Here is a 20574-nt window from a genome sequence, read left to right as displayed (position 1 = left end):
AAATACAACATAAGAAATCGCTGATTTTAACATTTAAAAACGCCCACTATTCAATCCCCAAAATTCAACACATAAAAACATGAAAAGCCAAAATACAAACTACCTTCCAGCAGTTGATCAAATAAGAGGAATTGCTGCTCTTTTAATATTGTTTTATCACGGCTTAACATTAATATCTTATCAACTCATACACGAAAAACCATTTACATTTAGCCACTGGTTGTCAGCTTCATCGCCCATATCGGCAATACTAGTCGAAGGCCACACCGCCGTTTCGCTTTTCATGGTGCTGAGTGGATTTATTTTTACTGCAGGAACATACAAATCAAAAATAAATTATAGAAAGTTCCTTTACAATAGATTCTTAAGAACATATCCCCTTTTCATGGTGGTACTATTTATTGGAATATCCACACACCCAAACAGCTTTAACGTTCTTGGTTTCCTCCAAACTATATTGTTTATGGCCAATTACCCCGGCGCAATTAATGCAGGAAATTTTACTCCGATGTTCTGGACTGTTGCAGTTGAGTGGCAGTTCTATCTTATTTTTCCGATAATTTTGTTATTTACAAACAGTTATGGTGGCAGGTATTTAACAGGCTTAATATTTCTTACCATCGCCTTAAGGTTCATTGCCATTGCTAACAATGGTGACATATACAATATTACTTACCTGACTTTATTAGGAAGGATCGACCAGTTTTTAATTGGAATATTACTAGGAATAATCTACATAAAAAAATTCAAAGAAGGAAAGATAGCCAATGGATTATTTATAACCTCAACATCTTTAATATTCTTATTCGCTTATGCCTTTAATCAACTGGGAGGCTGGCCATTAAATCATCCAGCAAGAGTTATCGCGCCAACCATTGAGGCAATTCTGTGGTCTTCCTTCATATACGGATACTTGTCGTTCAACAAGAAGCTACCAAGCATCATAACTTCCCCACTAGCATCCGTTGGATTAATAAGTTACTCCATATACTTATTACATTTTATATTCATTGGGTTATGTATCGACCACAACATCATTTTCGAAATTTTCGAAGACAGGCACATTATTAATTCAATCATTACAACTGCGATCGTTGTATTCCCAAGTACAATAATTTTTTCGGCATTAACTTATAACTATATCGAAAAGCCCTTCCTTGGGATACGGATCAAATACAAAGAAGAGTAGTTTTTAGCCACCACATCAGCTACATATAGCTGATGTGGCTAAGTGTTAAACTTGCTGCAACAGCCTTAAAAACAGTTACAGCAGCTTTAGCACTCTTTGGCGCAGGTCATTCGCACTGACCTGCTGAGGCTCAACAGCCACTCCGGCAGTCAGAGACACTTTTGACCAAAAGCGTTTAGGCTTAGTGGTTAACGCATGGCCACCTTTATGTGAGAAAAAGCTGCCCCACAAACCATCCAGCGCCATTGGAATCACAGGCACTGGCGTTTCTTCAATAATACGTTCGATGCCTTTTTTAAACTCATCCACTTCGCCGTCTTTGGTGAGTTTACCTTCCGGAAAAATACAAACTAACTCACCGTCATCCAGTTCAGCTTTAATGCGTTCAAACGCATTCTCATACATCTCTGCATCGGCTTTTGGGGAACAAATTGGAATGGTTTTCGCCAGTTTAAAGAAAGTTTTTAACCCTTTCATTTGAGCGATATTTTTATCCATCACAAACCGGATCGGACGTTGATAAGTACCGGCGATCAACAAGGCATCCACATAACTGACGTGATTACACACCAACACCGCCGGACCTTCTTCAGGGATATTTTCCAGGCCTTTATGGCTCACACGGTACATAGTGTGGCTGAGAATCCAGATGCCAAAACGCAAAACAAACTCAGGAACCTGCGCATATACATAACTCGCTACAACCAGGTTCATAATGGCTAACACCAGGAAATAATCACCTATCGACATTTCCAATACCGCCAATAACAGAATCCCAACACCTGCACTGACTACCATAAATAAAGCATTGAGTACGTTGTTTGCGGCAATAATTTGAGCACGGTTTTTATCATCACTACGCTGCTGAATCAGTGCCTGTAACGGAACCACAAACAAACCACCAAAAGCGCTGACCAAAGCAATATCCATCATCAGCCGCCAGTTCGCAGAATTTTCGATAAAAGCCATGGCTGTCATGCCTTCGACCACCTGGATCTGATCAATGGCAAACCACAAATCAACGCCAAACACACTCATCCCAAGCGAACCAATCGGCACAATGCCCAGCTCAACTTTATGACCCGACAGTTTTTCACACACTAATGAACCTGCGGCGACACCCAATGAAAACAGTGTCAGCAACACAGTCACCAATTGGGTAGAACCACCGAGGTATTCTTTGGAAAAATTCGGAAATTGAGTTAAATAGCTGGCGCCAATAAACCAGAACCAGCTAATGGCAACAATCGACAAATACACCGCGCGATTTTCCCGAGCCTGGCGAATGGTATTCAGCAGTTCAGTAAACGGATTCCAGTTGATATTCAGTGTTGGGTCATTCGCTGTTGCTTCAGGAATAAAACGACTGGTTAGTAATCCAAGAATGGCAAAACCAACAATACCGGCGGCAATCCACTGGGCACTGTTTTCAAAGTCGAATAATAAGCCCGCACAAATGGTACCGGCGAGAATGGCAATAAAGGTACCCATTTCCACCAGCGCGTTACCACCCACCAACTCATCCTGTGATAAATGTTGTGGTAATAACGCAAATTTTACCGGACCAAAAATGGCCGACTGCAATCCCATTAAAAACAATAAGGCCATCAATCCCCAGACGTTTCCGGCGAGGATCGACACCGCAGCCAACGACATAATCACCACCTCTAATGCCTTGGTCCAACGAATCAGTTGTGACTTTTCCATCTTATCGGCAATTTGCCCCGCAATCGGAGAAAACAGAAAAAACGGCAAAATAAAAATACCGGCTGCCAAGTTCGTTAGCAGCGCGCTGTCGTCGTTACTGGCAATGCCACCAAAAGCAATCATCAGCAACAAGGCGTTTTTATATAAATTATCGTTAAACGCACCCAATGCCTGGGTTAAAAAATACGGTAAAAAACGGCGTTTGGATAATAATGAAAACTGACCGTGCTCACTCATTGAGGACATCCTTTTATTATTCGTGAAATCAGGGCTCAGCGAGCCCAGGATATGACGTAATGATGAATTAACGACTCAATCATCGAATCGGCATTGCTAAGGCTGTCGGAAAACAATTTGTCCCCAAGCGACAGCGTACAGATTCCATGAACCGATGCCCAGACCGTTCGTGCCGCCTGGCGGACATTCTCAGCGTCGGAAGATAATTCCACCAGCGCCTGTTCAATCATGGCAAACAGCTGATCAATACGCTGTTGCTGCCAATCAGGAATCTCATCACCAGCGGGTAAACGGTGCTCAAACAGCAGTTGCCAGCAATAAGTATTCTGCTGAGCAAATTGCAGATACGTCTTACCGAAGAATTGCAGCCTCTGCATGGCAGTCAGTTCATGATCTGACTGATGTACTAACGATTCCGCCAAACGATCCAGCGTAATCGCGCTGACACTCAGCAATAAATGATCATAACTGCCAAACACGTTAACCAGAGTTGCCGGAGAATAACCGATGGCTTGCGCCAACTTACGCAAACTCATGGTATCGGCTGGTTGTTGCTGCAAATGCAACTGCAGCGCCTCAAGTGCCAGAGCACGGATTTCGTCGTGGGTATGATCTTTTCTGCGTGCCATGCTTAGCGCCTTAACCTTGAATACCAGCAGTATAATGAACAGCGTTTAAAATCCTAGCATTATTTTAAACGGTGTTTATAATCATGTTCAATTCAGGCAAATAAAGTGAACAAGACCTATGAAAACCAACAAAAAGCGAGTAATCACTTATCTCTTGGGAGTTAGTTCATTGAGCATTAGCATTGTGTTGGGCAGCCAGTTAGCAACCGCACTGCTCCTCAGCCTGTATGGCTTACGCCGTATCCGCGCGTTTCGCAGCATGATGAGCTGATCACGAATAATCACCATTGCTTAGCTTCCAGAGCAGTAAACACACATTCATATCGATCTTTCAACACTTCAGCAATTGACCTATGGTAGACAGACCGGCAGTCAACTTTCCCGGTTCTTAAAGGATAAGATGAGAGGATTCGATGATGAGAAAATTAATAATACCTGTTGCCATTTCTGCGATAGCCTCCGCCTGCGGCGGTGGCTCATCTTCAAGTAATGATTCACCCCCTGATTCAGAGATTCCAACACAATTAACCGGTACATTAGTTGATAGCCCAGTAATTAACATTGGATACCGGACGAATTCCTCTCAAGGTGTAACGAATAACCAAGGGCAATTTCAATACCAGAGCGGTGAAAATGTTACCTTTTTTATTGGAGACCTTGAGTTCCCCTCTGCACCTGCGGCTGCAACAGTAACGCCGTTAGACCTGGCAGGGGAAACCGATACCTCATCACCTGAGGTTGTTAATATGTTGCGTTTACTGCAAACACTGGATCAGGATGGTGATGCGGATAATGGCATTACCATTACTGAAGAGGCTAAGGCTGCGGCATCTGCAATTAACTTCGATGTACCAGTGAATGAATTTGAATCATCTCCGGCTGTTACCAATCTGGTATCAAATTCAGGCTCACCCAACACCTCGCTGATTTCAGTAACTGATGCCGTTAATCATTTTGAAGAAACACTTGAGGATATTACTGGCAATATCGAAGGCGTCTGGACAACAACTACGACCGATAACGACTTACTTGCTTTCGTTTTCTTTGATGATGGCACATACCTGCATCTGGAAGTCGATGAAGAGGCTCCGTTCGATGAAGAAAATGAAGAATCGGGCATGGAGTGGGGCAGTTATTCCAGAAACCCGGTTAGTGGCCAACTGACCGTTACCCAAACCTTTGATAATAATGGCGATACCGGCCTGACTGATTTTGTTGGTAAAGGCACCCTGTTTGCTCAGGTAGATGGTGATTCACTCACCATACAATTCGACGACAATAATAATGGCTCGATTGAAGCTGACGAGTCACTGACCTTCTCTCGTACGGCAGAGAATGGCTTGCAAGGCGCCTGGTTTACCACCGCCACTGATAACGACTTATTGGCATTTATCTTCTTTGCCGACGGTACTTATGTCCATGCCGAAGTTGATGAGCAGGCCCCCTTTGATGAACAAGGAGAGACATCTGGTATGGAGTGGGGCACCTATTCCAGAAACTCTGCCAATGGTCAGCTTACCGTTACTCAGACCTTTGATAACAATGGGGATACCGGGCTGACTGATTTCGTTGGTGAAAGCACCCTCTTCGCTCAGGTAAGTGGTAATTCTCTCACCCTACAATTCGATGACAATAATAATGGTTCAATTGATGGGGATGAGTCTCTCGAGTTTGAACGCCTATAGCCCCGCAACTCGCGTCCGCTCCTTTGAGTGGGCGCTTCCTCGCTCATGATTAATCAAACGATGACAGTCTCAGCGCGCAATGGTAGCCTTTCGGCTCGTTTTATCTGATTATTGAGCCTATTCATGAGCGATTTTCAACAAGCCAAAGCTACCTTCCTGCAACACCTGCAAAATGATGATCACCAATTTGCCAGCACGCTGGCTTTTATCGAGACATGGTTTGATTTCACCCCATCCGCTTTCCAGAACGGTTCGGTTGCCAATGCCGTTGATCAGAACCAGGGAAGCTGCAAAGTATTTGCGCTGGCACAACTGCTGGAGCTGACACAGGATCAGACGTTGCGTTGTTTTGGTGAGCATTACCGCGATGTGGTTGCCACCCCAGACGTAGATAACCACCACAACCTGCGTCGCCTGTTAAAAGAAGGCTTAACCGACATCACCTTTGGGCAGTTCCCACTGCAGCAAAAAGCCTAAGCCTTATGAGCAGCACGGACGTTAAAATCAAAGCGGGATTAGTCCCGCTGACAACGCTGACTTTCAGTGGCGATGACCTGGAACAGATTCAGCTGCAGTTATCACAGAAAAAAGCCGAAGCGCCGGCGTTATTTAATAACCTGCCCTGTGTGCTGGATCTGAATGGTCTGGATGCCATCGACCTGGCACAACTCAAAAGCATTTGCCGGAATTCCGGATTACAGGCCGTTGCCGTCAAAAACTGCCCGCCAGCGATTCAGCCACAGCTGAATGATTTGCAACTGGCGGACCTGGGTCGTGGCCAAACCAAGCAAGCCCCTGCCACTTCGCAAAATGCTGTAAAAGATCAGCCATCTGTTGAAGAAAAACACCAGCGTGCCGTTAAGATTCACAACTCAAATGTGCGCTCGGGTCAGCAGCTGTATTTTGATGGTGATCTGTTCATTATGGGCATGGTCAGTGCGGGGGCTGAAGTGATCGCTACAGGTGATGTACATATTTACGGCGCTTTACGCGGCCGAGCACTGGCGGGCGCCAAAGGTTGCGAAGCTGCCATCATCAGTGCGCAGCAATTTGAAGCCGAGCTGGTTGCGATTGCCGGGCAATATAAGTTGTTTGAAGATGAGCACGAGCAACACAAACAGCCAGTGGTGATTCAGCTCAATCAGAGTGACACTGACGATAGCGCTAACTTGAATATCATGGGTGTTTCATAAATACTGTTGAAAAACTACCTACGTTGCCATTACTGCGTTAAAAATAGGCTCGGAATGCTCATTTATTACTTATAAACTGCGCTTTCTCACCCATTTTTTGCCTTGTACTGGCGGCCTCGGAAACGTTATTCGACAAGCTGTCAGCCATTTTTACGACACAACACTAAAAATTAAGGGATTTACGCCTTGGCTAAAATCATCGTTGTTACCTCCGGTAAAGGCGGAGTGGGAAAAACCACCTCCAGTGCAGCCATCTCAGCCGCACTGGCGATGAAGGGAAACAAAACGGTTGTGATCGATTTTGACGTGGGCCTGCGTAACCTGGACCTGGTCATGGGCTGTGAGCGTCGCGTCGTTTATGACTTCGTCAACGTTGTTCAGGGTGAAGCTACTCTGAAACAAGCATTGATCAAAGACAAGCGCCTTGAAAACCTGTTTGTTTTGCCAGCCTCGCAAACCCGCGATAAAGATGCACTGAGCATTGAAGGCGTGGAAAAAGTTCTGAACGATTTATCCGAAGACTTTGATTACATCATCTGTGATTCTCCGGCAGGCATCGAACACGGCGCTCAGATGGCGCTGTATTTTGCCGAAGAAGCCATCATCGTCACCAACCCGGAAGTGTCTTCGGTACGCGACTCTGATCGCATTATTGGTATTCTGCAAAGCAAGTCGCGCATGGCCGAACAAGGCAAAAGTGTTAAAGAGCACTTATTGCTGACGCGCTACAACCCAGAGCGGGTTGATCGTGGTGAAATGTTGTCGGTTGAAGATGTCGAAGACATTCTCGCTATTCCTCTGCTGGGTGTGATTCCGGAATCCGAAGCGGTATTAAAAGCGTCCAACCAGGGCATCCCCGTAACTCACGATGAGAACAGCGATGCCGGACAGGCGTACGATGATGCCGTTGCCCGTTATTTAGGCGAAGACCGCCCACATCGTTTCTTAGAGAAGCAGAAAAAAGGCTTCCTGAAACGCGTCTTTGGTGGCTAAGGAGAGCAACATGAGTTTAATGGACATCTTCCGCAAGGAGCAAAAAAGCTCAGCCAGTGTCGCCAAAGAGCGTCTGCGTGTTCTGGTCGCCCACGATCGTCTGCGTAATAACGGCCCGGATTATCTGCCTCAGTTACAGCAGGAGATTCTGGCAGTGATTCGTAAGTACGTTCATATCGAAGACAACGATGTGAACGTACAGCTGGAACAACAAGGGCAAACCTCCGTGCTGGAACTGAATGTAACCCTGCCGGAAGATCAATAACTTCTCCTAGCGTTATTTCCCTATGCAAACACTTATCAACAGCTGGACTCAGAAATCCTGGGTGCAGCGCGTTGGCCTGCTGCTGGCCATCATCAGCTATGGCTTGTTATACCCCGGCGTGATGGAACCCATTATGACCCTGAGTGCATCAGTGAGCTTATTTGGCTTAAAAACTCAGATGTTTCATGAAACCCGCTCCATCTGGGAAACGGTCGAAACACTACATAACCTGGGCTACAGCGGGGTTGCCATCGCCATTGTCACCTTTAGTGTGGTGATTCCGGTAAGCAAAGCATTAATGATTATTTTCACCTGGCTAAACCCTTCTCCAGGGCGTTGGCGCTTTATCGCCGCGGTAAGCAAGTGGTCGATGGCGGATGTATTTGTGGTCGCCATTCTGGTGGCCTTCTTTACCGCTCAGGCTACCGCGGAGCTAGAGGCTGAGTTGCTGCAAGGTTTCTATTGGTTCAGCGCGTTCTGTTTATTATCGATTGCTTCAGGACAGCTACTGGCGCATCAACCTTCAACCGATAACCCAGGCTCCTAGCACTTTCTCTATACAATTACTTTTAGCCACCGCTCAGAAGGGCCATCCATGGCCCTACTGCGCTACCGAGGCATCCTGCCTCTGCTTTAAAAGTAATTGCACAGAGAAAGCGCAGATACAATCTTCTGCTAAACTTTTCACGACCTAACTTTGTTATTGAGTAGTGATAGTTATGACCACCGTAGCCCTGCACCATATTCTGTTAAAAAGCCCGCTGCTGGCCGAAGACATTGTTAAGGAACTGGAGCTGGGGGCGGATTTCGGTGACTTAGCAGAAGAATATTCCGCCTGTCAGTCGGCGACTCATCAGGGGTTTGCGGGCTACCACTCACTGGATACCTTGCCGACCCCACTGGTTAAGGCTCTGAGTGACTGGGATGGCGAAACACCTTATACCCCTGCGGTAAAAACTCATCTGGGTTTTCATATCCTCAAGCCCGTCGCTAAGTTAGAGCGTGAGGTGTTAACCGACGAACTGGCGGATAGCGATATTTAATGCATTAACAGGAAACCCTAACGCGTTAAATCCTAACTGGTTAAATAAAGCCCCAATGCTTCTCTCGCGCTGGCAGCAATCAGTGATTGTTTAAAGGTCACTGAATCAGCCAATAACTCAATTCGCTGCGCTGCCAGGCTGATCAGAATATGTTGTTCACTCGGCACCTCATGATCTTCAGCACCTTCGGCGTCCAACAACACATCTTCTTGTAATACAAAAAAACCTAGTTCCGACATACTGCCATCTTCGTGATAAGCGATTCCCTCATATTCATTGTCGGCGGCCAGTTCAATCGCGCCTGAGGTCGCCGATGTGATTTCCACAATGGCAAAACTGCGCGGCGCCGATAAAAAGTCGCGGATCACCTCATACACCAGAATATGTGGCGCGCAAGGGTCTCCGCTGCCTGCCATCAATACAAAGTCACTGTGTTCATCTGTGGCTGGAGCCGGGAAATGCATTAAGGGTTTGATCATCGTATTTTTGCTCACAGCTTGGCTGACTTACGAACAGCTCCGGGAGTGTCTCCCATGGTTTGTTTATAGGCTTTACGAAAAGCGGCTTCGGATTCATAACCACATTGCTCAGCAATATCGAGCATCGAGCGGTTGGTGTATTTCAGCAACTCCGTGGCTTCCCGCATACGCCATAACGTCAGATAACGCATGGCTGGCATCCCCACCAGCTTCTGAAACAAGGCAGCAAATGAAGAACGCCCCATACCAGATTCCTGAGCAAGCGTAACTAAGCTCCAGTTTTGTTGTGGCTGATTATGAATCGCCGCTAACGCTTTGCTGATTTTGGGATCAAACAAGGCCACTAACAAACCTTCTTTTAACCGGCCGCTTTCAATTTGTTGGCGAATCACCTGAACAAATAACAGATACACTAGCTGGTTCACCACTGCCAGAAAGCCGGGGTTACGTTGTTTAAGCTCAGCAACGATATAGTCAATAAAGGCTCGTAACACGGGTTGCAGGCTTTGCTGGCTTAAATCCAGCACGATCACATCATCCAGGCTTTCTAATAATGGCCAGGCCGCTTTATTGGTAAAATCAAAATAGCCACACACCATTTCTGTTGTCACTGGCTCACTCGGGTCAAACCCGGCATTCACCAATTCTTCTGCTGGCGGTTGTTCGCTATGGGAAATGGTATGCGACAGATCGCGTGGAAACAGTACCAGGTCCCCGGCATTTAATACCCGGGATGGCTGACCTTCGATATGCAGCCAGGCACGACCCGCACTCACCAGGTGAAAAGGAATGTGCCGCTTACCCGAAGTGTCCACGGCCCAGGCACCACAAAAACTGCCGCTGACATACACCTCACCATGCAGCTGCAGACCAATCAATAACGAGCTGAGCGCATCTGGCTGACCGATACCGATATCTGCGGCATTCGCATTAGAAACCCCACCACTTGGACTATCTGACATATTTAAAGCACCATTAATCATTATTAATCCATAAAAACACCACTATAGTGTCTACATCAGCTGGCAACAACCAGTGATTGTTTAACCCCATAGCATTACTGAACCGACTAAAGGAAACACATCATGAAAAACGTATTTCAGACTCTGCGCCAGACTTTCGCGGTACTGGTCTTAGCAACTTTAAGCCTGGGGGCTTTAGCAGGTACTCCTGTGACCCGCGACGACGGCGTTACCGTGATTAACCTGGATGAATACAATGGTTATTTTGCCGCCCATGAAACCGTAGCGGGTCTAAAAGCCGGTGAATATGAATTTGTGATTACCAATAAATCAGACAAGTTAGTTGGCTTCCAGATTCAGGATCTGGCAACTAAATCAAACCTGGATATGTTCCCACTGGAGCCAGGTGAGAAGCGTATTTCCCGCGTGACCATTGGTAAAGAAGGTGTCCGTTACCGTTGCCCAATCAACCCAACTCCATGGTACGACCTGGACGTGATTAAGTAATTTTCAAACCGTTTTCTATCCTTACCTCCTTAGGCGCTTTCGGGCGCCCTTTTTCCTTTCTTTACGGATTTATCGCCGTGTTTTTTATATAGTGATTGGGTGACTTAACACCGGATTATTATTATGTCGTCTCCTGAACAACTAACCCCAGAGCAACTAACCCCTGAACAACAACAACAAGCCATTGAAGCTGCCACCTTTCGTCGTTTATTGCAGCATCTGGATGACAACAAAGATGTACAGAACATCGAGCTGATGAACCTGGCAAATTTCTGCCGCAACTGTCTGGCTAAATGGTACAAAGCCGCAGCAGAAGCTGAGAACCTCGACGTGGATTATGACCAGGCTCGCGAAGCCGTGTATGGCATGCCTTATAGCGAGTGGAAAGAAAAATACCAAAAACCTGCGACGCCTGAGCAATTAGCTCAGTTTGAAGCAAAGCAAAAATAACAGGCTAACGAAAAGGATCTCCCGATGCACTCAATCATGATAAGCCTGGCCATATTTGCCAGCAGTGTGATGTTTTCCACCACAACCTTGGCCGATGACCGTTATATTCAGGTCTCTGGTGCCGGAATGATTCAGGCAATGCCGGATTATTTACAAGTTAATCTGAACGTCAGTGCAACCGCGGCTAACTTAAAACAAGCCAAGCAACAGGTTGACCGGGCGATGAAGTCTCTGTTGAAAACCACAGAAGCCTTGAACATTACTGAAACTGATATTGATGCCGCACAAATTCGTAATCACGCACAATACGATTGGGTTAACAACCGTCGTGAATATCGTGGGGAGCAAGTAACCCGAGATGTCAGCATCACGTTACGCGATAAAGAACAATACGCCGAACTGGCACATCAGCTGTTAATGATTGATGAAGTTCAGATCCATGGTAGCCAGTTAAAATTTAATGATCGTCAGAGTCTTAAAAATCAGGCATTCGCCAAGGCTGTTAAGGCGGCTTTTGCTAAAGCCTTATTAATGGCTGAAGCCAGTGATAACGAACTGGGTAAAGTATTAATGATTCAGGAAGAAAATGCCCACGCACCACAGCCCATGATGGCGATGGCAAAAGCGATGTCGGCTGATGAATCGGCAGCACCTGCGCCAATGTTAATTCAGAAACAAAACATTGAAGCCCGTGTTATTGTTCGTTACCGGTTAAAATAAGTCGTGGTTAATATGTCAGAAAATACAAGCTCACCAACCATTACTCCCGGCCGCTACCGTCATTATAAAGGCATGGAGTATCAGGTGATTGGAGTCGTTAAACACTCCGAAACCGAAGAAGCGCTGGTGCTGTACAAAATGTTATATGGCGATTTCAGTAGCTGGGTTCGTCCGTATGATATGTTTGTCGAAACCATCGATATTAATGGCGAAATAAAGCCACGCTTTGAACTCATCAAGGCCGATGCTGAATGACCCCAGCCATTAACAGCGCTAAAAAAGCCAAAATTGCCTTCACGGTTCATGAATACCAGCACGACCCGGGCAGTGAATCTTATGGCGAAGAAGCCGCAGCAGCTTTAGGGCTGGATCAGGCCCAGGTGTTTAAAACGCTGCTGGTCAGCCTGACAGGACATAAAAGCCAGTTAGGTGTTGCCGTGATTCCAGTGAGTCATCAGCTGAGTTTAAAGGCGATTGCCAAAGCCTTTGGTGCAAAAAAAGCGGAGATGGCAGATCCCAAAGTTGCTGAACGAACCACCGGCTACATTGTCGGAGGCATCAGCCCAATCGGACAAAAAAAAGCGCTACCTACTATGATCGACAGTAGCGCTGAATTACAGCCTCAAATTAATGTCAGTGCTGGCAAGCGAGGTCTGGAAATTGAGTTGTCACCACATGACCTGGCAAAACTGACACGTGCGTCATTTGCAGACATTGTGGCCTGACTTTTAAGCTTTTATTAGCGGCTCAGCTCACCTGAGCCAGCTGTCCTTCCATCCATAAGCCCGGCAAATCTTTGATTGAATCAATGACAAACTCGGGTTTTATTACACCCAACTCATCCTGATACTGGTATTTCCCGGTACGCACCAAGCAGCCATGAATACCGCAATTTTTAGCGGCCATGACATCCGACATCAAATCATCTCCAACCATTAATGTCTGTTCGGCTTTGACTCCCAGATGATTCAGTGCCTGCTGAAAAAAGGATGAGGCTGGTTTACCCATCACCAATGCCGATTTATTCGCGGCAAATTCCAGTGCTTTAATAAATGGTCCGGAATCCATCTGTAAACCTTGGCCGTCATTTTGATAACGCGACATGCCTAATCCCATCAGTAACATATCTGGTGATTTCATCAGAATTCTGAATGCATGATTCAGGGTAAAATAATTCCAGTTGGCACCCAGATCGCCCACAATAACGCCCTGAGCTTCATCGTCGTTAAAACTCACTACGTCATCAAATTCATGACGAATCGCATCCGGAACAAACACTGCCATTTTTTTACCCGGGTGTGCTGCAATCCAGTCTCTGGCAGCAACCGCTGGTGTTAATATTTGCTCAGATGAACAGGGAATGGCGGAAGAATTAAGACGAGCACTGATCTGATCACGGGATAAGGTCGTGGAGTTCGACACAAATAAGTAGGGAATCTGTTGCTGACGCAACCATTTCAGGGTTTCTGCAGCACCATCAATAATGGCACCCCGCTGATAAATAACGCCATCGATATCAAACAGAATTGCTTGCATAATCATACCCTCGGCTGCTGTTCTTATTACGCTAGCCCAGCTGATTACCTGAAGATACAAAAGCCTCAACGAAAAAAGGCTGTCAATTACGACAGCCTTTCAATGAGTTACAAACAGATAAGATTAAATACCACACTCTGTTACTTTTTGCGCATCCAGCAGTGATTCATAACGTTTATCGGTCAGCGTCATAAGGAAGCATTCAAACGCTTTGATTCGCTCCGGTGTCAGGTTAAGGTCGTTGCCGCCCAATAATTCATGCTCAATATTACGGTCAACCTCAGCAGCACGGAATGCCTGGTTGGTTTCCGGGTTCAGCGTGGTGTTTGCCAGTTGTGGATTGTTTTGCTGACGTGCGCGGATTTTTGCGTGTTCATAAAACGCCAGCACAGCTTCCAGCGTATCAAACACGCCGTTATGCATATAAGGCGCCGTTACCGCCACATTACGCATCGTAGGGACTTTAAATTTGCCTTCGTTTTCCGTTTTTTCCGAGTCCGGGATTGCAGGATTTAATGCCAGCCCAAGATCAACAAAGTCTTCAGCGACGCCATTAACTGCACGCAGGTCGGTATTTTCCGGCACACCAATATTGTGATATTCAAAGCTGGTAAATATTTCTCCACGATCTTTCAGATTATCTCTTAATAAATGACAAGCACCGCAAGTGAAATCTGACGAGAAGAATAATGTTTTCCCCAAAGCCGCAGGACTAGCCGGATCGTAAATATAATCCCCTGTCAGCGATTGGTCATATTTGGAATCAAACGGATAAAACACATCAGCGTTTTTTGATTCAAATTCACCAATGGCATCCGCAATCGCGTCATAAGCCGCGTCCGAGTCATCAAAGATAGTCTCGCCATACAAGGCTTTAAAGGAAGTAATATAACCTTCATTTTCCTGGATACGGGCAACAACAGACGCTTTATCCGGCATTCCCATTTCATCTGGGTTAGTTGGTGGCCCTCCGGCCTGAGCCGCCAGATCTTTCGCCCGGCCATCCCAGAATTGTCCTCCCAGGTAACCCGAATATTCTCCGACACCACTGGTTTGCTGACTCGGCGAACGCTCTCGAGTCCCTTTGGCAAAATCTTTACTGAATGCCATGTAGGCAGCCGTTGGCGCATTGCGATCACCAATCGACGTGCCGTTATCACCCAATGACGCCGGAGAAGCACGATCCCCATCACTGGCGTCATTACGGCGTGCATCAATAAACCCACGCTCCGGATCATGACAAGTCGCACATGACTGACTGCGGTTGAATGACAGATTCTTATCGGAAAACAGTTTTTCCCCCAATTCAGCTTTCGTCACAGTGTCCACTGTCGATTTGCTGCCAGACGACGATCCTCCGCAGCCCGATAAAGCTAAAGCCGCCAAGCCGGCCGCCAATGTCAGGTACTTCATAAACTTACAACCCGAAAAAATAAATCCCGATAATTTTACTCCCTGAATGGTAATGAAACCAGTTATCAAAATTGACCGAGATCTATTTTTATATGCTTTTATTATTGCCAATCATTCTCATTTGAATTATCTTAGCCAAAACCCCAATATGCCCACACCAGAATAAAGGTTATTGGTTTTGGCATATGTATTAACCCCAAAATCAGGATAGCGATTATGAAACTGACTAAGTTAGCCGCCTACTTCGCTGCAGCAACCATGCTGGTTGCTTGTGGTAGCGATGATGATGACGACAACGATGGTTACACCAACACACAGGTTCAGAATGTACTGAACACCAATGCCGACATCGCACTGGCGGCTTACGAAGATTCGGTTGAAACCGCTAAAGCACTGCAAAAAGCACTGGCGGATTTCAAAGCTGATAAAACAGAAGCCAATCTTGAAGCAGCAAAAAAAGCCTGGTTGGTTTCTCGTGAGCCTTATGGACAGACTGAAGTTTACCGCTTCCGTAACAGCCCGATTGATTCAACCAACTACAAAGATGAAGACGGCCCGGAAGGCGACATCAACGCATGGCCACTGGGTGAAGCGCTGATCGACTACGTAAAAGTGAACAGCACAGACTTTGGCGACGACCAGATTGGTGTTACAGCTCATGAAGCGGGTGATGACTTACCAGCAGAAATCGACGTGAACAACGCTGCTGGCAATAACATCATTGAAACCACCAGCATCACCATTAACGAAGCACTGATCAGCAACACTGCAACCGCTGATGACGAGCACGATGTGATTGCCGGTTACCACGCGATCGAATTCCTGCTGTGGGGTCAGGATCTGAACACCACAAATCAGGCAGCCACAGATGGTACCGACCGTGATGAAGCGGTGAACACCGGTGTTATGGGTGGTCAGCGCCCACTGTCTGACTTCACCACCGATGCTAACGCAGATCGTCGTCATCAATACCTGGAAGTTGCTGCCGCCAAACTGGTTGCTGATCTGGAACAGGTTCGTGACGGCTGGAAAGAAGGCGCAGATTACCGTAAAGCTTTCACCACGATTAACAGCGATGCCGATGCAAACCAGCGTCTGACTGAGATCCTGACGGGTATGGGTACTCTGTCTGAAGGTGAACTGGCGGGCGAGCGTATGCAAATCGCTTATGTGGGTAACTCTCAGGAAGATGAGCACTCGTGTTTCTCTGACAACACTCACCGTGATGTGGTTCTGAACGCACTGGGCGTTGCTAACAGCTACTATGGCGAATACAAAGGTTATGACAGCAACCTGGATGGTAACGTTGATAACACCACCCGCGCGGTTAATGGTTACGGTTTTGATGACTACCTGGCAGACACCAACCGTGACGCTCTGAACACGTCGGTTAAAGCTGCACTGAAAGTAACTGAAACTGGCTACAACAAAATTGACGATGAAGCACGTAACAATAATCGTCCGTTTGATGTGTTAATCATGGACGCCAACCGTAACAGTGCGAACCCGGTTTATCAGACCATTATCGCCCTGAACGCTCAGTCTGTTGAGATTCAGAAAGTGGCAACCGAGCTGGGTCTGGGTGAAGTTGTTGATGAGGAAGCATCTGAGTGTAATACCCAGGATCCTAACTCGGATTGTTAATGGGTAAGCAAATACCATTTGCTGATTAGAAAAGCCGGGCATTGCCCGGCTTTTCTGCTAATGACAGAACGAAATAACGATTATCATTTCCATTAAAATTTTCTCTTGAGAAGCATTATGAGAAGTTTGTTTATGATCACTCTGGGCATGGTGGCTCTCAGTGCTTGCAGTCCTAAGGAGAAATCAACCGCCCCAACCTTTGATCCGGCAGAGAATAACCCGGGAGGCGCAACAACCGTCTCAATGGAACCTTTTGCCAGCTTTGAACATCCGGCAGCCAATATGCCAAAAGAGCTGAAACCGGATTTTCATGCCGGTAAAGCGCTGGCGAATCAGCCCTGGGTAAAAGCCCCAACCGTCACCACCATGCGCGATGGCCTTGGACCGCTGTACAACTCCCGCACCTGCCTGATGTGTCATATCAAAGGTGGTAAAGGCTTTGTTCCGGATAACGGCGACATTCCCATGTTAAGTTCATTGGTACGTTTGAGTATTCCAGCAACTGACAGCCCTGATCATCAGGTTATGCTGCAACATCACGGTGTGATTCCGCACCCGGTTTATGGCGATCAAATTCAGGGGCAATCAACTTCGTTGGCACATCAACTGCGCCACTCTCAAAAAGATAATGATCAGCTGAAGCACGACATTCCACCAGAAGCGTATGTCTTTATTGATTGGCAGACATCAGAATTTACTTACCCCGACGGGCGCACAGTCACATTAAGAAAACCACAGTTACGCTTTGAAAATCTGGGTTATGGCGAACTGGGAGATAACACCTTAACCAGCCTGCGGGTAGCTCCGCCCATCCACGGCATGGGGCTTATTGAATTAATTCCTCAAATCGCTATCAATGCCTTAGCCGATGCAGAAGATGGTAATCATGACGGCATTTCCGGCCGGATTAATCACATCTGGAATAATGAAACCCAACAAACCGTGGCGGGCCGCTTCGGCTGGAAAGCCAATAAACCGTCCGTCAAGGTTCAGACCGCCGCCGCCTTTAATGGCGACGTGGGTATCAGCACCACCTTATTCCCGGGACAACCTTGCAGCCCACAACAAACTTCCTGCTTAGCCGCACCAACCGGTAATGACGTAAAGAATGTCGAATTGGCCGATGATTTATTGGAACTGGTGGTGAAATTTAACCGCAACCTGGCACCGGTTGAACGCAGAAATACAGACCAACCTGAGGTCATCGCAGGGCGTGAATATTTTTATCAGGCCGGTTGTCATCAATGCCATAACCCGGGTTTCACAACCGCAGAAAGTGATCGTGATCCGCACCTCGGTAACCAGAAAATCTGGCCTTACAGTGACTTTTTATTGCACGACATGGGGCCAGACTTGGCAGACAACCGTCCGGATTTTGAAGCCTCTGGTTCAGAATGGCGCACCGCGCCACTGTGGGGTATTGGTATTCAGGAACAGGTGAATGGCAGCAAAGCACTGCTACATGATGGTCGGGCACAAACCATTGAAGAAGCCATTTTATGGCACGGCGGTGAAGCGGCTGGGGTCAAAGCCACCTTTATCAGCTTTGAACAAGCCAAGCGTGATGCGCTGATTCAGTTTGTGGAGTCATTATGAAGAACGTGGATTTGTCCAAAAGGCAGGCATTAAAAACACTGGCCGTTGCGGGCGTTACCCTGCCTGCATTTTCCGCCGGGATTTTTCATGCCCATCAACAACAAAACGCACACCGCGAATATTGGCTCAGTGCTCAGGGAAAAAAGGCAGATAACTACGGGTTAGGCGCAATTACCGCGAAAAAGGAACAAGCCGTTAATATCCCTTCCGGCTTCCGTGGTCATGGTATTTGCCAACATCCGATCTATGCCGAAAAAGTGGTTATGTCGTCACGCCGTCCAGGCATAACCGGACTGGAAGTGAATCTGTTAAGCGGTGAAACCAGGTTGTTTAACAGCCCCGCCAATCATCATATGCAGGGACACTCAATTTACAGTCTTGATGGTAAGTGGTTATTCACCAGTGAGTCTGACTATACAACCGGCCAGGGAAAAATTGTTGTTCGTGACAGCACGTCTTTAAACGTGGTGAATATTTTTTCCAGTTATGGCATCGGCCCACACGAAATAAAAATGTTGCCGGATAGTCACATTCTGGTTGTCGCAAACGGCGGTTTACTGACGCACCCAGATTCAGGACGCAAAGTGCTGAACCTGGACTCGATGGATTCCAGCCTGACTTATATCGATAGTCGTAGCGGCGAATTAATCAGTCAACACCGTGTAGCAGAAACCAAAGCCAGCATCCGCCACTTTGATATTGCTGACGATGGTACCGTCGCCTTTGGTATGCAGATCCAGCGTCAGGCCATGGCCGATAATCATTTAGTTGCTCTGGCCGGAGTGCATAAACCGGGTGGAAAAGATATTCAGCTGCTGCATGCACCGGAAACCTTAACCGTCGCGTTAAACGATTACATGGGCAGTGTTGCCGTCGCGTCAGAACAACGATTGGCTGCCTTTACCAGCCCACGAGGCGACCTGGCCATGTTCTGGAATATGGATGATGGGACCTTACAGGGATATCACCACTTCCATGATGTCTGTGGTTTGACCATCAACCAGCAAAAGACGCACTTTGTGCTTTCCAACTCGATGGGAAAGCTGCGACAAATTCATACACAAACACTGCAGGAAGACCGAGCACTGCGGTTAGATTTTCCGTTGATGGCCTGGGACAACCATATGCTGGCCATTAATTTAGCAGGATAAATACAGGAATCAGAGATGAGTAAAATTCAGATTAAATTAGCAATCACGACAGCACTGAGCTCCATACTAATCGCTTGTGGTTCCAGCAGCGACACCACCACCAAGAACTATAAAGAAACAATCAGTACCGATCAGGCAGTCACTCAGATTATCAATCTGAGCGTCATACCAACGGTCGATAACTTCCAGCAACAGACGCAAAAGCTCGTTACGGATGTTGATACCTTGTGTGCAGATATCAACGAAAATAATCTGACAGCCGCTCAAAGTCAGTGGAAAAACACCGCTGAGGCCTGGTTTCAGTATCTGCCGTTTCATTTAGGACCGAGTAATAACAGTCCGGATCTGATCGAGCCGGAATTTATTTTTATTGATTCGTTACGTCTCAGAGGCATCAATTATACCGATACAGTGCGTAATGATCTGGCTGCAGAAATCAACAAATCTGACCCGGTTGACCCTGCAATCTTTGCCAGCAAAAACTTTCAACGTGTAGGCTTATTAGCCGCAGAAGTCGCGTTATTTGAACGCAGCAGTGATCAGAGCCAGGCTCTGGCCGATATTGTCGGTGATTACTCTGCGAATACCAATAAGTGTAATGCACTGAAAGGTTATGCCCAACAATTGGCAAAACGAGCGGATAATATCCAGCAATCCTGGAAAGTTGATTATAAAAACAGTGGCAGCAGCTTCCGTGATTTATTCCTTAACGGTACGCTGAGTACTGTTCCAAATGAAAAAGACACCGCGGCTGATGCCCAGCTGATTCTGTCCACTAACGAGTATATGGACTATGTCCACAAACGCACCATTATTAATGACGCTGGTGTGCTGGCCAATCATTCCTGGCAACTGGTTAATACCGCACTATTGTCGTTTGAGAAAATGGTAGAAGGAACAACCGGAACCACCGTCAGTTTTGCCGACCTGATGCAGGTGAATGCAGCCGGAGATCTGACCACATTGCGCAATAATATCAGCCGGGTAAAACAAACCATCGCTGACGAAAACGAAGTCGACTTTTATGCTGCGACTCTGACATTGGACGGTAATATTAAACGGGAATTAAAAAATGGCCTGGGAATTAGCGTAGGCCTGAACTTTTCTGATGGTGACTGATACACCGCAATACTAAATAGAATCACAATGCTGTCGACCCTGTCGGCAGCATTATC

Annotated in this window: 23 protein-coding genes; 17 read left to right on the top strand and 6 right to left on the bottom strand. The window is 46.7% G+C overall.

Features of this window, described 5'->3' with window-relative positions; all coding sequences use genetic code 11:
- The first annotated feature begins 79 nt into the window (after nt 1–79).
- Nucleotides 80–1189 (top strand): acyltransferase, encoded by a 1110-nt coding sequence (locus KFF03_RS02675; protein WP_255858735.1) that lies wholly within the window; start codon nt 80–82, stop codon nt 1187–1189.
- A 75-nt stretch (nt 1190–1264) separates the two neighbouring features.
- On the opposite strand, the gene KFF03_RS02670 is transcribed toward KFF03_RS02675, so the two are convergent.
- The gene (locus KFF03_RS02670; protein ID WP_255858734.1) at nt 1265–3133 is read right to left on the bottom strand and encodes an MFS transporter; all 1869 of its coding nucleotides are present in this window, start codon (nt 3131–3133) and stop codon (nt 1265–1267) included.
- A 35-nt stretch (nt 3134–3168) separates the two neighbouring features.
- Nucleotides 3169–3762, bottom strand: coding sequence for a TetR/AcrR family transcriptional regulator (locus KFF03_RS02665; protein WP_255858733.1), 594 nt, complete (start codon nt 3760–3762; stop codon nt 3169–3171).
- 413 nt (nt 3763–4175) lie between these two features.
- Between KFF03_RS02665 and KFF03_RS02660 the strand changes: the two genes are divergently transcribed.
- From KFF03_RS02660 to KFF03_RS02630, 7 genes are all read left to right on the top strand, one after another.
- Nucleotides 4176–5447, top strand: coding sequence for a hypothetical protein (locus KFF03_RS02660; RefSeq protein WP_255858732.1), 1272 nt, complete (start codon nt 4176–4178; stop codon nt 5445–5447).
- A 123-nt stretch (nt 5448–5570) separates the two neighbouring features.
- On the top strand, nt 5571–5924 hold the full coding sequence (locus tag KFF03_RS02655; protein ID WP_255858731.1) for a HopJ type III effector protein: 354 nt from the start codon (nt 5571–5573) through the stop codon (nt 5922–5924).
- Between the two features lie 5 nt (nt 5925–5929).
- Entirely contained in the window at nt 5930–6640 is a 711-nt protein-coding gene (gene minC / locus KFF03_RS02650) for a septum site-determining protein MinC (RefSeq protein ID WP_255858730.1), read from the top strand.
- Between the two features lie 186 nt (nt 6641–6826).
- Complete coding sequence (gene minD, locus KFF03_RS02645; RefSeq protein ID WP_255858729.1) at nt 6827–7633, top strand: septum site-determining protein MinD; 807 nt, start codon at nt 6827–6829, stop codon at nt 7631–7633.
- Between the two features lie 10 nt (nt 7634–7643).
- The gene (gene minE, locus KFF03_RS02640) at nt 7644–7898 is read left to right on the top strand and encodes a cell division topological specificity factor MinE (protein ID WP_255858728.1); all 255 of its coding nucleotides are present in this window, start codon (nt 7644–7646) and stop codon (nt 7896–7898) included.
- 22 nt (nt 7899–7920) lie between these two features.
- Entirely contained in the window at nt 7921–8445 is a 525-nt protein-coding gene (locus KFF03_RS02635) for a paraquat-inducible protein A (protein ID WP_255858727.1), read from the top strand.
- Nucleotides 8446–8617: 172 nt separating this feature from the next.
- Complete coding sequence (locus tag KFF03_RS02630) at nt 8618–8941, top strand: peptidylprolyl isomerase (protein ID WP_255858726.1); 324 nt, start codon at nt 8618–8620, stop codon at nt 8939–8941.
- Between the two features lie 32 nt (nt 8942–8973).
- Here the strand turns inward: KFF03_RS02630 and KFF03_RS02625 are convergent, their stop codons facing one another.
- Entirely contained in the window at nt 8974–9420 is a 447-nt protein-coding gene (locus KFF03_RS02625) for a hypothetical protein (RefSeq protein ID WP_255858725.1), read from the bottom strand.
- A gap of 11 nt (nt 9421–9431) precedes the next feature.
- Entirely contained in the window at nt 9432–10382 is a 951-nt protein-coding gene (locus KFF03_RS02620) for an AraC family transcriptional regulator (RefSeq protein ID WP_255858724.1), read from the bottom strand.
- 123 nt (nt 10383–10505) lie between these two features.
- Between KFF03_RS02620 and KFF03_RS02615 the strand changes: the two genes are divergently transcribed.
- The 5 genes from KFF03_RS02615 (at nt 10506) to ybaK (ending at nt 12784) form a co-directional block, all read left to right on the top strand.
- On the top strand, nt 10506–10889 hold the full coding sequence (locus KFF03_RS02615; RefSeq protein WP_255858723.1) for a hypothetical protein: 384 nt from the start codon (nt 10506–10508) through the stop codon (nt 10887–10889).
- A 123-nt stretch (nt 10890–11012) separates the two neighbouring features.
- Nucleotides 11013–11339, top strand: coding sequence for a DUF1244 domain-containing protein (locus KFF03_RS02610; protein ID WP_255858722.1), 327 nt, complete (start codon nt 11013–11015; stop codon nt 11337–11339).
- A 24-nt stretch (nt 11340–11363) separates the two neighbouring features.
- On the top strand, nt 11364–12059 hold the full coding sequence (locus KFF03_RS02605) for an SIMPL domain-containing protein (protein WP_255858721.1): 696 nt from the start codon (nt 11364–11366) through the stop codon (nt 12057–12059).
- 12 nt (nt 12060–12071) lie between these two features.
- Complete coding sequence (locus KFF03_RS02600) at nt 12072–12314, top strand: DUF1653 domain-containing protein (protein ID WP_255858720.1); 243 nt, start codon at nt 12072–12074, stop codon at nt 12312–12314.
- Nucleotides 12311–12784 carry a Cys-tRNA(Pro) deacylase gene (gene ybaK, locus KFF03_RS02595; protein WP_255858719.1) on the top strand — a complete coding sequence of 158 codons (474 nt, stop codon included), beginning with the start codon at nt 12311–12313 and terminating at the stop codon, nt 12782–12784. The genes KFF03_RS02600 and ybaK overlap by 4 nt, the downstream gene beginning before the upstream one ends.
- 22 nt (nt 12785–12806) lie before the next feature.
- Here ybaK and KFF03_RS02590 read toward each other — a convergent pair whose 3' ends face one another.
- Together KFF03_RS02590 and KFF03_RS02585 are read right to left on the bottom strand one after the other, a co-directional pair.
- Nucleotides 12807–13595, bottom strand: coding sequence for a TIGR01458 family HAD-type hydrolase (locus KFF03_RS02590; RefSeq protein ID WP_255858718.1), 789 nt, complete (start codon nt 13593–13595; stop codon nt 12807–12809).
- A 123-nt stretch (nt 13596–13718) separates the two neighbouring features.
- Nucleotides 13719–14915, bottom strand: coding sequence for a cytochrome-c peroxidase (locus KFF03_RS02585; protein WP_255858717.1), 1197 nt, complete (start codon nt 14913–14915; stop codon nt 13719–13721).
- A 309-nt stretch (nt 14916–15224) separates the two neighbouring features.
- On the opposite strand from KFF03_RS02585, the gene KFF03_RS02580 reads away from it, so the two are divergent.
- From KFF03_RS02580 to KFF03_RS02565, 4 genes are all read left to right on the top strand, one after another.
- Nucleotides 15225–16652 carry an imelysin family protein gene (locus tag KFF03_RS02580; RefSeq protein ID WP_255858716.1) on the top strand — a complete coding sequence of 476 codons (1428 nt, stop codon included), beginning with the start codon at nt 15225–15227 and terminating at the stop codon, nt 16650–16652.
- Nucleotides 16653–16769: 117 nt separating this feature from the next.
- The gene (locus tag KFF03_RS02575; RefSeq protein WP_255858715.1) at nt 16770–18248 is read left to right on the top strand and encodes a di-heme oxidoredictase family protein; all 1479 of its coding nucleotides are present in this window, start codon (nt 16770–16772) and stop codon (nt 18246–18248) included.
- Nucleotides 18245–19399, top strand: coding sequence for a DUF1513 domain-containing protein (locus tag KFF03_RS02570; RefSeq protein ID WP_255858714.1), 1155 nt, complete (start codon nt 18245–18247; stop codon nt 19397–19399). The genes KFF03_RS02575 and KFF03_RS02570 overlap by 4 nt, the downstream gene beginning before the upstream one ends.
- A gap of 15 nt (nt 19400–19414) precedes the next feature.
- Nucleotides 19415–20518 carry an imelysin family protein gene (locus KFF03_RS02565; RefSeq protein WP_255858713.1) on the top strand — a complete coding sequence of 368 codons (1104 nt, stop codon included), beginning with the start codon at nt 19415–19417 and terminating at the stop codon, nt 20516–20518.
- Nucleotides 20519–20574: the final 56 nt, after the last annotated feature.

The sequence above is a fragment of the Bacterioplanoides sp. SCSIO 12839 genome, assembly GCF_024397975.1.
GTDB lineage: Bacteria > Pseudomonadota > Gammaproteobacteria > Pseudomonadales > Oceanobacteraceae > Bacterioplanoides.
The sequence above is the reverse complement of the archived record's forward strand: the minus strand, read 5'-3'. Positions and strand labels throughout refer to the sequence as shown.

Excerpts from the sequence above, each read along its gene's own strand:
- KFF03_RS02675 (WP_255858735.1), top strand. The coding sequence starts at position 80 with ATGAAAAGCCAAAATACAAACTACCTTCCAGCAGTTGATCAAATAAGA.
- KFF03_RS02670 (WP_255858734.1), bottom strand. The coding sequence starts at position 3,133 with ATGAGTGAGCACGGTCAGTTTTCATTATTATCCAAACGCCGTTTTTTA.
- KFF03_RS02665 (WP_255858733.1), bottom strand. The coding sequence starts at position 3,762 with ATGGCACGCAGAAAAGATCATACCCACGACGAAATCCGTGCTCTGGCA.
- KFF03_RS02660 (WP_255858732.1), top strand. The coding sequence starts at position 4,176 with ATGATGAGAAAATTAATAATACCTGTTGCCATTTCTGCGATAGCCTCC.
- KFF03_RS02655 (WP_255858731.1), top strand. The coding sequence starts at position 5,571 with ATGAGCGATTTTCAACAAGCCAAAGCTACCTTCCTGCAACACCTGCAA.
- minC (WP_255858730.1), top strand. The coding sequence starts at position 5,930 with ATGAGCAGCACGGACGTTAAAATCAAAGCGGGATTAGTCCCGCTGACA.
- minE (WP_255858728.1), top strand. The coding sequence starts at position 7,644 with ATGAGTTTAATGGACATCTTCCGCAAGGAGCAAAAAAGCTCAGCCAGT.
- KFF03_RS02635 (WP_255858727.1), top strand. The coding sequence starts at position 7,921 with ATGCAAACACTTATCAACAGCTGGACTCAGAAATCCTGGGTGCAGCGC.
- KFF03_RS02630 (WP_255858726.1), top strand. The coding sequence starts at position 8,618 with ATGACCACCGTAGCCCTGCACCATATTCTGTTAAAAAGCCCGCTGCTG.
- KFF03_RS02625 (WP_255858725.1), bottom strand. The coding sequence starts at position 9,420 with ATGATCAAACCCTTAATGCATTTCCCGGCTCCAGCCACAGATGAACAC.
- KFF03_RS02620 (WP_255858724.1), bottom strand. The coding sequence starts at position 10,382 with ATGTCAGATAGTCCAAGTGGTGGGGTTTCTAATGCGAATGCCGCAGAT.
- KFF03_RS02615 (WP_255858723.1), top strand. The coding sequence starts at position 10,506 with ATGAAAAACGTATTTCAGACTCTGCGCCAGACTTTCGCGGTACTGGTC.
- KFF03_RS02610 (WP_255858722.1), top strand. The coding sequence starts at position 11,013 with ATGTCGTCTCCTGAACAACTAACCCCAGAGCAACTAACCCCTGAACAA.
- KFF03_RS02605 (WP_255858721.1), top strand. The coding sequence starts at position 11,364 with ATGCACTCAATCATGATAAGCCTGGCCATATTTGCCAGCAGTGTGATG.
- KFF03_RS02600 (WP_255858720.1), top strand. The coding sequence starts at position 12,072 with ATGTCAGAAAATACAAGCTCACCAACCATTACTCCCGGCCGCTACCGT.
- ybaK (WP_255858719.1), top strand. The coding sequence starts at position 12,311 with ATGACCCCAGCCATTAACAGCGCTAAAAAAGCCAAAATTGCCTTCACG.
- KFF03_RS02590 (WP_255858718.1), bottom strand. The coding sequence starts at position 13,595 with ATGCAAGCAATTCTGTTTGATATCGATGGCGTTATTTATCAGCGGGGT.
- KFF03_RS02580 (WP_255858716.1), top strand. The coding sequence starts at position 15,225 with ATGAAACTGACTAAGTTAGCCGCCTACTTCGCTGCAGCAACCATGCTG.
- KFF03_RS02575 (WP_255858715.1), top strand. The coding sequence starts at position 16,770 with ATGAGAAGTTTGTTTATGATCACTCTGGGCATGGTGGCTCTCAGTGCT.
- KFF03_RS02570 (WP_255858714.1), top strand. The coding sequence starts at position 18,245 with ATGAAGAACGTGGATTTGTCCAAAAGGCAGGCATTAAAAACACTGGCC.
- KFF03_RS02565 (WP_255858713.1), top strand. The coding sequence starts at position 19,415 with ATGAGTAAAATTCAGATTAAATTAGCAATCACGACAGCACTGAGCTCC.